The sequence below is a fragment of the Pseudomonas sp. GL93 genome (genome assembly GCF_003408955.1).
Taxonomy (GTDB): domain Bacteria; phylum Pseudomonadota; class Gammaproteobacteria; order Pseudomonadales; family Pseudomonadaceae; genus Aquipseudomonas; species Aquipseudomonas paracarnis.
In genome coordinates, this window is record NZ_NKRF01000017.1 from 65,984 (window position 1) to 76,631 (window position 10,648).

The 10,648-nt window shown below is 55.4% G+C and carries 10 protein-coding genes and 4 tRNA genes; all 14 read right to left on the reverse strand.

Features of this window, described 5'->3' with window-relative positions:
- Positions 1 to 17: 17 nt before the first annotated feature.
- The 14 genes from rpoB to birA all read right to left on the reverse strand — a co-directional run bounded on the left by rpoB (position 18) and on the right by birA (position 10,453).
- Positions 18 to 4,091 (reverse strand): DNA-directed RNA polymerase subunit beta, encoded by a 4,074-nt coding sequence (rpoB, locus tag CER19_RS04485; RefSeq protein ID WP_010206926.1) that lies wholly within the window; start codon positions 4,089 to 4,091, stop codon positions 18 to 20.
- A 219-nt stretch (positions 4,092 to 4,310) separates the two neighbouring features.
- Complete coding sequence (gene rplL, locus CER19_RS04490) at positions 4,311 to 4,676, reverse strand: 50S ribosomal protein L7/L12 (protein ID WP_003176432.1); 366 nt, start codon at positions 4,674 to 4,676, stop codon at positions 4,311 to 4,313.
- Positions 4,677 to 4,754: 78 nt separating this feature from the next.
- Positions 4,755 to 5,255 (reverse strand): 50S ribosomal protein L10, encoded by a 501-nt coding sequence (gene rplJ, locus CER19_RS04495; protein WP_003176433.1) that lies wholly within the window; start codon positions 5,253 to 5,255, stop codon positions 4,755 to 4,757.
- 199 nt (positions 5,256 to 5,454) lie between these two features.
- Entirely contained in the window at positions 5,455 to 6,150 is a 696-nt protein-coding gene (gene rplA / locus CER19_RS04500; RefSeq protein WP_028618134.1) for a 50S ribosomal protein L1, read from the reverse strand.
- Positions 6,150 to 6,581 carry a 50S ribosomal protein L11 gene (rplK, locus tag CER19_RS04505; RefSeq protein WP_003176435.1) on the reverse strand — a complete coding sequence of 144 codons (432 nt, stop codon included), beginning with the start codon at positions 6,579 to 6,581 and terminating at the stop codon, positions 6,150 to 6,152. The genes rplA and rplK overlap by 1 nt, the downstream gene beginning before the upstream one ends.
- A gap of 117 nt (positions 6,582 to 6,698) precedes the next feature.
- Positions 6,699 to 7,232, reverse strand: a complete 534-nt coding sequence (gene nusG / locus CER19_RS04510) for a transcription termination/antitermination protein NusG (protein ID WP_003176436.1) — start codon at positions 7,230 to 7,232, stop codon at positions 6,699 to 6,701.
- Positions 7,233 to 7,241: 9 nt separating this feature from the next.
- Positions 7,242 to 7,610, reverse strand: a complete 369-nt coding sequence (gene secE / locus CER19_RS04515) for a preprotein translocase subunit SecE (protein ID WP_003194658.1) — start codon at positions 7,608 to 7,610, stop codon at positions 7,242 to 7,244.
- Between the two features lie 45 nt (positions 7,611 to 7,655).
- Positions 7,656 to 7,731, reverse strand: a tRNA-Trp gene (locus CER19_RS04520).
- Between the two features lie 143 nt (positions 7,732 to 7,874).
- A tRNA-Thr gene (locus tag CER19_RS04525) sits at positions 7,875 to 7,950 on the reverse strand.
- 26 nt (positions 7,951 to 7,976) lie between these two features.
- Positions 7,977 to 8,050 (reverse strand) — tRNA-Gly (locus CER19_RS04530).
- A gap of 23 nt (positions 8,051 to 8,073) precedes the next feature.
- Positions 8,074 to 8,158 (reverse strand) — tRNA-Tyr (locus tag CER19_RS04535).
- Positions 8,159 to 8,300: 142 nt separating this feature from the next.
- Positions 8,301 to 8,747 carry a hypothetical protein gene (locus CER19_RS04540; protein WP_116665533.1) on the reverse strand — a complete coding sequence of 149 codons (447 nt, stop codon included), beginning with the start codon at positions 8,745 to 8,747 and terminating at the stop codon, positions 8,301 to 8,303.
- 7 nt (positions 8,748 to 8,754) lie between these two features.
- Positions 8,755 to 9,504 carry a pantothenate kinase gene (locus CER19_RS04545; protein ID WP_116665534.1) on the reverse strand — a complete coding sequence of 250 codons (750 nt, stop codon included), beginning with the start codon at positions 9,502 to 9,504 and terminating at the stop codon, positions 8,755 to 8,757.
- Positions 9,494 to 10,453: a bifunctional biotin--[acetyl-CoA-carboxylase] ligase/biotin operon repressor BirA gene (birA, locus tag CER19_RS04550; protein WP_116665535.1), complete on the reverse strand. Its 960-nt coding sequence runs from the start codon at positions 10,451 to 10,453 to the stop codon at positions 9,494 to 9,496. Before birA ends, CER19_RS04545 begins: the two co-directional genes overlap by 11 nt.
- Positions 10,454 to 10,648 lie beyond the last annotated feature (195 nt).

Here is a 10,648-nt window from a genome sequence, read left to right on the forward strand (position 1 = left end):
TCGATTCGCGTCACGTGTTATTCGGTTTCCAGATCGATATCGATGCCGAGGGAACGAATTTCTTTGATCAACACGTTGAAGGACTCGGGCATGCCCGGCTCCATACGGTGATCGCCGTCCACGATGTTTTTGTACATCTTGGTACGACCGTTCACATCGTCCGACTTCACTGTGAGCATTTCTTGCAGAGTGTATGCAGCACCGTATGCTTCCAGTGCCCAGACCTCCATCTCCCCGAAACGCTGACCACCGAACTGAGCCTTACCACCCAGCGGCTGCTGGGTAACCAGGCTGTACGAACCGGTAGAACGAGCGTGCATCTTGTCGTCTACCAAGTGGTTCAGCTTCAGCATGTACATGTAGCCAACAGTAACCGGGCGCTCGAACTTGTTGCCGGTACGGCCGTCGAACAGCTGCATCTGGCCGCTTTCTGGCAGGTCTGCCAGTTTCAGCATGGCCTTGATTTCGCTTTCCTTGGCACCGTCGAACACCGGGGTAGCCATTGGAACGCCGCCGCGCAGGTTCTTCGCCAGATCCAGGATTTCCTGGTCGGAGAAGGTGTCCAGCTCTTCGTTGCGACCGCCGATCTCGTTGTAGATCTCGTGCAGGAACTTACGCAGGTCTGCGACCTTGCGCTGCTCTTCGATCATACGGTTGATCTTCTCGCCCAGACCTTTGGCCGCGAGGCCCAGGTGGGTTTCAAGGATCTGACCAACGTTCATACGCGAAGGTACGCCCAACGGGTTGAGGACGACGTCGACCGGGGTGCCATTGGCATCGTGCGGCATGTCTTCAACCGGCATGATCACAGAGACCACACCCTTGTTACCGTGACGACCGGCCATCTTATCGCCCGGTTGGATGCGGCGACGGATTGCCAGGTAAACCTTGACGATTTTCAGCACGCCTGGAGCCAGGTCATCGCCCTGCTGCAGTTTGCGCTTCTTGTCTTCGAACTTGTCGTCCAGCAGACGGCGGCGATCAACGATATAGGCCTGGGCCTTCTCGAGCTGCTCGTTCAGAGCATCTTCAGCCATGCGCAGTTTGAACCACTGGCCGTGCTCAAGACCGTCGAGGATTTCGTCGGTGATGTCCTGACCTTTCTTCAGGCCTGCGCCGCCTTCAGCCTTGTGGCCTACCAGAGCGGAACGCAGACGTTCGAAGGTCGCGCCTTCAACGATACGGAACTCTTCGTTCAGATCCTTGCGGATCTCGTCGAGCTGGGTCTTCTCGATGGACAACGCACGAGCATCACGCTCAACGCCGTCACGGGTGAAGACCTGTACGTCGATGACAGTACCCTTGGTACCGGTAGGTACACGCAGGGAGGTGTCTTTAACGTCGCTGGCTTTTTCACCGAAGATGGCACGCAGCAGCTTCTCTTCCGGCGTCAGTTGGGTCTCGCCTTTCGGAGTGACCTTACCCACCAGGATGTCGCCTGCGCCAACTTCAGCACCTACGTAAACGATACCGGCTTCGTCCAGCTTGTTCAGTGCAGCTTCACCCACGTTCGGGATGTCTGCAGTGATTTCCTCTGGCCCAAGCTTGGTGTCACGTGCCACACAGGTCAATTCCTGAATGTGGATCGTGGTGAAGCGGTCTTCTTGAACCACACGCTCGGACAGGCAGATGGAGTCTTCGAAGTTGAAGCCGTTCCATGCCATGAACGCGATGCGCATGTTCTGACCCAGAGCCAGTTCACCCATGTCGGTGGACGGGCCGTCGGCCATGATGTCGCTACGCTGAACGCGATCACCCTTGCTCACCAGCGGACGCTGGTTGATGCAGGTGTTCTGGTTCGAGCGGGTGTATTTGGTCAGGTTGTAGATGTCGACACCGGCTTCGCCAGTTTCTACTTCGTCATCGGCAACACGAACCACGATACGGCTGGCATCAACAGAGTCGATCACGCCGCCACGACGAGCCACGACGCAAACGCCGGAGTCACGGGCTACGTTGCGCTCCATGCCGGTACCTACCAGCGGCTTGTCAGCACGCAGGGTCGGTACAGCTTGACGCTGCATGTTGGAACCCATCAACGCACGGTTGGCGTCATCGTGTTCCAGGAACGGGATCAACGACGCTGCAACCGAAACTACCTGCTTCGGAGAAACGTCCATCAAGGTGACGTCTTCCGGCGCCTTGACGGTGAACTCGTTCAAGTGACGAACAGCTACCAGCTCGTCGACCAGGACTTTCTTGTCGTTCATCGTGGCCGAAGCCTGAGCGATCACGTGATCAGCTTCTTCGATGGCGGACAGGAATACGATCTCGTCGGTGACCAGGGCGTCTTTCACCACACGGTACGGGCTTTCGAGGAAGCCGTACTGGTTGGTGCGCGCATAGGCAGCCAGGGAGTTGATCAGACCGATGTTCGGACCTTCCGGCGTTTCGATCGGGCAAACACGACCGTAGTGCGTCGGGTGTACGTCACGGACTTCAAAGCCAGCGCGCTCACGGGTCAGACCGCCCGGGCCCAGTGCAGAAACACGGCGCTTGTGGGTGATCTCGGAGAGCGGGTTGTTCTGGTCCATGAACTGCGAAAGCTGGCTAGAGCCGAAGAACTCTTTCACCGCCGCAGCCACTGGCTTGGCGTTGATCAGGTCTTGCGGCATCAGGCCTTCGCTTTCAGCCATCGACAGACGCTCTTTGACCGCACGCTCAACACGTACCAGGCCAACACGGAACTGGTTCTCGGCCATTTCGCCTACGCAGCGAACACGACGGTTACCCAGGTGATCGATGTCATCGACGATGCCTTTGCCGTTACGGATGTCGACCAGGGTCTTCAATACCGCGACGATGTCTTCCTTGCACAGCACGCCCGAACCTTCGATCTCGGTACGACCGATACGACGGTTGAACTTCATCCGGCCGACCGCAGACAGGTCATAGCGCTCAGGGCTGAAGAACAGGTTGTTGAACAGGGTTTCGGCAGCGTCTTTGGTTGGTGGCTCACCAGGACGCATCATGCGATAGATCTCGACCAGTGCTTCCAATTGGTTGCTGGTGGAGTCGATCTTCAGTGTGTCGGAGATGAACGGACCGCAGTCGATATCGTTGGTGTACAGGGTCTCGATGCGAACAACCTGGGCCTTGGCGATCTTGGCCAGGATCTCGGTGTTCAGCTCGGTGTTGCACTCAGCCAGGATTTCGCCTGTAGCCGGGTGAACGATGACCTTGGCGGTAGTGCGACCCAGGACGTAGTCCAGTGGCACTTCCAGCTCTTTGATACCGGCTTTTTCGATCTGGTTGATGTGGCGCGCAGTGATACGACGGCCAGCCTCAACGATGACCTTGCCTTTTTCGTCCTGGATGTCCAGGACAGCAATTTCACCACGCAGACGCGAAGCGATCAGCTCCAGCTTGAGGGTTTCATCCTTCAGGCTGAATACGTTGGTGGTGTAGAAAGCGTCCAGCACCTGCTCAGTGGTGTAACCGAGCGCACGCAGCAATACCGAGGCCGGCAGCTTGCGACGACGGTCGATACGCACGAACACGCAGTCTTTCGGGTCGAACTCGAAGTCCAACCACGAACCGCGGTACGGAATGATCCGCGCGGAGTACAGGAGTTTGCCGGAGCTGTGCGTCTTGCCGCGGTCGTGGTCGAAGAACACGCCCGGGGAACGGTGCAGCTGGGAAACGATTACACGCTCGGTACCGTTGATTACGAAGGTACCGTTTTCAGTCATCAGTGGGATTTCGCCCATGTAGACTTCTTGCTCTTTGATGTCCTTGATCGCTTTGTTCGACGATTCTTTGTCGAAAATGATCAGACGGACTTTTACCCGCAAAGGTACGGCGTACGTAACGCCACGCAACACGCATTCTTTGACATCAAATGCCGGTTCGCCCAGGCGATAACCGACGTACTCCAGCGCAGCATTGCCGGAGTAGCTGATGATCGGGAAAACGGATTTGAAGGCCGCATGCAGGCCCACGTCGCGGAACTGATCTTTGGTCGCTCCCGCCTGCAAGAATTCACGATACGAATCCAGCTGGATAGCCAGAAGGTACGGGACATCCATGACGTCCGGCAACTTGCTAAAGTCCTTGCGGATACGTTTTTTCTCAGTATATGAGTAAGCCATCAGCGTTCCCCAGCTTGGTCACCTGCTTGTTTGGCCCCTCCGACGGGAGCAGCCAGAAAATCTTGCAAACCCCATGGTTTGCACCACCGCTTCGGGTGGCTACAGCGCGTTAATGGCGGCGACCGAGTCGACAGCCAAGAACGGAAAAAGGCCGGTGGCAAGAGCCACCAGCCATCAGCCTTCAGCTTAACGCTTGGGCTGGAGACGCAAGGTCGATGCTTACTTCAGCTCGACTTTAGCGCCTGCTTCTTCCAGAGTAGCTTTGGCTTTGTCAGCGGCGTCTTTCGACACAGCTTCCAGAACCTGGGCAGGAGCGCCGTCAACTACAGCCTTGGCTTCTTTCAGGCCCAGACCGGTCAGTTCACGTACTGCCTTGATCACGTTTACTTTCTTCTCGCCAGCTTCCAGCAGCATGACGTTGAATTCGGTTTGCTCTTCAGCAGCGACAGCAGCAACAGCTGGGCCAGCGGAAGCAGCGGCAGCGGAAACGCCGAATTTTTCTTCGAAAGCTTTGATCAGCTCAACAACCTGCAGAACCGACATTTCAGCTACGGCGTTGAGGATATCGTCTTGGGAGATAGACATTGCTGTATTTCCTGAATTGGGGGACGGCCTACGCGGCCATCGAAATAAACAAAAATACGCGAGAGAATTTGCTCAGCCTTAGGCTGCGGCAGCTTCTTTTTGCTCGCGAACTGCAGCCAGAGTACGAGCCAGCTTGCTGGTAGCGCCTTGAATCACGCTCATCAGCTGCGAAATAGCTTCGTTACGGGTCGGCAGTGTTGCCAGTACGTCGATTTGGTTAGCTGCGAGGAACTTGCCCTCGAACGCAGCTGCCTTGATCTCGAACTTATCCTGACTCTTGGCGAATTCTTTGAACAAACGGGCAGCAGCGCCTGGATGATCTTTAGAGAACGCGATCAGAGTCGGGCCGGTGAACACGTCGTTGAGAACACTGTATTCAGTGTCAGCAACGGCGCGCTTGAGCAGGGTGTTACGTACAACACGTACGTATACGCCAGCTTCACGAGCCTCTTTACGGAGTCCGGTCATAGCGCCTACTGTCACACCACGGGCATCAGCCACGACAGCGGACAGAGCAGCTTTGGCAGCCTCGTTGACTTCAGCGACGATGGCCTTCTTGTCTTCGAGATTAATTGCCACGGGTTTAACTCCTGCTTGTTACCGTTTCATCTGGCCTAGGCCTGATGTCGTTTTGGTGTCTGATTCGGTAAGGAACCGGGAGCACCATCTGCGTAGGCTTGTTGGTTTAAGACTTGCGTCGCCTACGGTCTTGGATAGCCCCCGCCAGGCAGGGACCCCAATCTTTCAATTGGCGCAATTTCTTGCACCAATTTATGTCTTATACGTCCAGCGAGCCTTGGTCGATGACCAGACCTGGGCCCATAGTGGTGCTCAGGGTAACGCGCTTGACGTAGATACCTTTCGAGGAAGCAGGCTTGATACGCTTCAGATCAGCGATCAGAGCTTCAACGTTTTCCTTCAGCTTGACGGCATCGAAGCCGACTTTGCCAACGGAGGTGTGAATGATGCCGTTTTTGTCGGTGCGATAACGAACCTGACCAGCCTTGGCGTTTTTAACCGCGGTAGCTACGTCTGGGGTTACGGTGCCGACCTTAGGGTTAGGCATCAGGCCACGTGGGCCGAGGATCTGACCCAACTGACCTACAACACGCATTGCATCCGGGGAAGCAATAACGACGTCATAGTTCAGGTCGCCGCCCTTCATTTCGGCAGCCAGGTCGTCCATGCCAACGCGATCAGCACCAGCGGCCAGAGCAGCTTCAGCAGCTGGGCCTTGGGTGAAGACAGCAACACGTACAGTCTTGCCAGTACCGTGTGGCAGCACAGTAGCGCTACGAACGACCTGGTCGGATTTACGCGGGTCAACACCCAGGTTTACAGCAACGTCAACGGACTCGCTGAACTTGACAGTCGACAGCTCGGTCAGCAGGGCAGCAGCGTCTACGAAGCTGTAGGACTTGCCCGCTTCAATTTTGCCGGCGATAGCCTTTTGGCGCTTGGTCAGCTTAGCCATTACACACCCTCCACGTTAAGGCCCATGCTACGAGCAGAACCGGCGATGGTACGCACGGCTGCATCCATATCAGCTGCAGTCAGATCCGCGTTTTTAGTTTTCGCGATTTCTTCCAGCTGAGCACGGGTTACGGTGCCAACCTTAACGGTGTTAGGACGAGCGGAACCGCTGGTCAAACCGGCAGCTTTCTTCAGCAAAACCGAAGCCGGGGTCGACTTGGTTTCGAAGGTGAAGCTACGGTCGCTGTATACAGTGATGATCACTGGAGTCGGCAGACCTGGCTCAAGACCCTGAGTACGGGCGTTGAAAGCCTTGCAGAATTCCATGATGTTCACGCCGTGCTGACCCAGAGCTGGACCGACGGGTGGGCTAGGGTTGGCCTGAGCGGCCTTCACTTGCAGCTTGATGTAAGCGGTAATCTTCTTGGCCATGAGGCACTCCAATTACGGGTTCAAACGCCTCGAAAGGCTCCCCGGTTACTTGCGCGTTTATCCCAGTGACGACAAAACCCCACAGCCTAGGGCTGCGGGGTTGGGATGCTTGTCCAGCTAGACCTTTTCGACCTGGCTGAACTCCAACTCTACCGGGGTAGAGCGACCGAAAATGAGCACCGCCACTTGGATCCGGCTCTTTTCGTAGTTAACTTCTTCGACCGTACCGTTGAAATCAGCGAACGGACCGTCTGTAACGCGAACAACCTCACCCGGCTCGAACAATGTCTTCGGCTTGGGCTTGTCGCTACCGTCAGCAACACGACGCAGAATTGCTTCCGCCTCTTTGTCGGTGATCGGAGCAGGCTTATCGGCAGTACCGCCAATGAAGCCCATGACGCGAGGGGTATCCTTGACCAAGTGCCAAGTACCTTCGTTCATGTCCATCTGTACCAGCACGTAGCCAGGGAAGAACTTGCGTTCGCTTTTGCGCTTCTGCCCATTCCGCATTTCAACCACTTCTTCAGTGGGAACCAGAATTTCGCCGAAGCCATCTTCCATGCCTGCCAGCTTTACGCGCTCCAGCAAAGAGCGCATAACATGCTTCTCGTAACCCGAGTAAGCATGCACAACGTACCAACGCTTAGCCACGGGACACCCTTAGCCAACAATCAAGGAAACAAGCCAGCCGAGCAGGGAATCAAGCCCCCACAACAGCAACGCCATAACCAGAACAACAGCCACGACAATCAATGTGGTCTGAGTGGTTTCTTGGCGAGTCGGCCAAACGACTTTACGGATTTCGGTGCGAGCTTCCTTAACCAGTACCGCGAAGGACTTGCCTTTGGCAGTCTGTAGGCCTACAAAGGCAGCTACAGCAGCGAGGGCAAGCAAAGCGAGTACACGGTACAGGATCGGCGAAGCAGAATAGTACTGATTGCCAACAACGCCTACGACCACCAAGGCGACTACAGCGAGCCACTTTACCAGATCGAAACGAGAGCTTTGAGCTTCAGCCTTAGGAGTCATCTATGAAGATCCTGTGAAAAGAAAGCCAGACACACCACGTGAATCTGGCAGGTCAGGAGGGAATCGAACCCCCAACCTACGGTTTTGGAGACCGTCGCTCTGCCAATTGAGCTACTGACCTAAAACAAAATCAGGCCGACCATTATGCAGGCCTGAAAAAGACTTTACAACAACCAACCCCACAAGACCTGAAATATCGAACAACATTCAAGCCGAGGCAGCTGTTAAAACAAAGGCAGATATTTTCATATCTGCCTTGTTATATGGAGCTCTTGAGCGGATTTGAACCGCTGACCTCACCCTTACCAAGGGTGTGCTCTACCAACTGAGCTACAAGAGCGAAACACCTTGCACAACCTGCAAACTTGGAGCGGGTAGCGGGAATCGAACCCGCATCATCAGCTTGGAAGGCTGAGGTTCTACCACTAAACTATACCCGCGGAGCTTGCAGCTCACGCTAAAATGGTGGAGGGGGAAGGATTCGAACCTTCGAAGTCGTAGACGTCAGATTTACAGTCTGATCCCTTTGGCCGCTCGGGAACCCCTCCTAAGCGAGCCGGCATTTTACATCACGCCGACCTTCTGTCAAGCATTTTCTCATTTAAATTATGAGGTTAGCTGCATTGACGGTAGCTTTGCACTGTAGCCCTTAAAGGTCTTCACTGCGAAGCGGGCGCCATTCTATGCAAACTATTCGAGAGTTGCAATGCCTTCACACAGCATTATTTTATGTTTTAACTCATTGAATTCATTAGCAAGGCTTTCAAAGGGCAGATCGTCAGCCAAGCGACGGCTCTCAGGGGCCACACGCAGCCAATAACCCGAGACGTCGGGCGCACTCAACAACTGGACCTTGACCTTGATATCCAGGCTCGTGAGCCTCTGCTCGAGAGAGGAGGCTTGGCGTCGATCAGAGAACCCACCGATGTATAAGCAGGTATTTTGCGCCTCCGCCGGCCTCGCCCGATCGCGCCGAGCCACCGCGTCTGCCGACTCACTCAGGAGGCGAATGTCTTGCTGCGCTCCCCGATGGAGACTCAAAGGCGTGACATCCTTGGCCCGCAATGGCGCCTCTTGCTGATGCCAGACGTAATAGAAAACATTGAGGACCAGTAAAAGCAAAAACAGCCAGCGCATAATCACCTCAAGACAAAGGACACGCCATCGCCAAACCAACAAACACCAGGTCAGGGACCAGCCGGGCCTGAGGCGCAGCGTCCCTGACCTGGTCAGCATCCCCGCCAGTCAGGAAGACCGTGAAATCCTCCCCCCAATAGCCTCGCGCCAACTCGAGCTGAGTCAGCACAAATCCTCTAAGCATGAGCGTACAACCACGCTCGACGGCCTCGACGGTCGTGCGACCAGGAGAGAGACGCTCCAGAGCCCGCTCAGCAGCGGCGTCGTCATAGCGTATCTTGCGTGTATGGGTTCGCAGTTGATTACGCATAAGCGGCATACCCGGGCAAATAAACCCCCCCAGGTGCTCACCGTCCGGACCAATAAAGTCTGCGGTCGCCGCCGTACCAAAATCGAGTACCAGGCATGCACCTGACGCCAACTTGAAAGCGCCCAGCATCGCCAGCCATCGATCCATCCCAAGGCGCTGGAAGTCTTCATAGCCATTGCGCACTCCGCTCATTTCTCGCGCAGAGGTGGCACAGGAAACAGCGACGCCAAACGCCTCAACCAACGCAGCTATCAGCTTATCGGTCTCCTCAAGCGCGCGAACACTCACCAACCGACAACGCGTGAGCAATAGACCAGGCAAAGCCACCAAACTGTCGATCAGCGCGATATCCGAACCTGCGATACCTTCGGCGCGAACACTTGCCTCACTCAACTCAAGAACACGCCACTTGATAAAGCTATTTCCACAGTCGAGCTCAAGAATCATCGCGCAACCTCAGACTTAACTCACCACCGCTGTATATTTTCTCGACGCCACCGACATCCAAACGCAACGCGCCCTGACGATCCACGCCCAGCACAATCCCATCAACCTGATTGACGCCTGCGATGAGCGACACGGGCCTCCCCTGCCATGCGTGATGCTGCTCCCATTCTCCTTGCAAACCGGCAAAGCCCGCAGCCTTGTGTCGGTCCAGGTAGGCTTGTAGCTGCAACCCCAGACGCGCCACCAGGTGATTGCGATCAATAGGAGAGCCCGTCTCGAGCTGCATCGAGGTCCATTGCTGATCAACCTCTACAGTCTTCTGCATATTCACATTGATACCTATCCCCAGCACAACGTGACAGATATCTGCTGGGTCTCCCACCAGCTCAAGCAAGATGCCTGAGATTTTCTTGTGCCCAACCAAGACGTCGTTTGGCCACTTCAAAGCCGCGCCCTGCACACCCGACTCACGCAGAGCCTGCAGGACTGCCAGCCCTACCACCAGACTCAACCCTTCCAGTTGCCGCAGACCACCCTCAATACGCAATACAAGGCTGTAGTAAACGTTTTGCGCAAATGGGCTGACCCATTTGCGGCCCCTGCGCCCCCTACCAGCCGTCTGCTGCTCCGCTAGCACAACAAAAGGTGCCGCACCGCCCGCATCGACAAGACGTAAAGCCTCAGCATTAGTGGAGTCAATGGAGTCGAAAATATGAACGGGCCAAGATAAGGGAGTCGCCCCTCGGGAAACCTCCTGCGCATTCAAAAATACCAATGGCGCAGCCAATCTATACCCGCGACCCCGAACCTTATGAATAGGAAGATTCAATTCTGCCTCAAGATGCTGAAGCTGCTTCCACACGGCACTGCGACTAACGCCCAGGGCGGCGCCAAGCGTTTCTCCAGAATGGAACTGACCATCTTTCAGAAGTTTCAACAACGTCAGCATGCACATATCGCCTCAGAATGAGGCACGCATGATAGCCATGCGCAGGGTCATTGCATAGAAAGGCTAGATATCAGTGTTGATCGACGCTCTACAAGATTTTCGAGCGCCCAAAACAAAACCCCAACTGCTTTCGCAATTGGGGTTTCGGAATTTAATCTTGACGATGACCTACTCTCACATGGGGAAACCCCACAC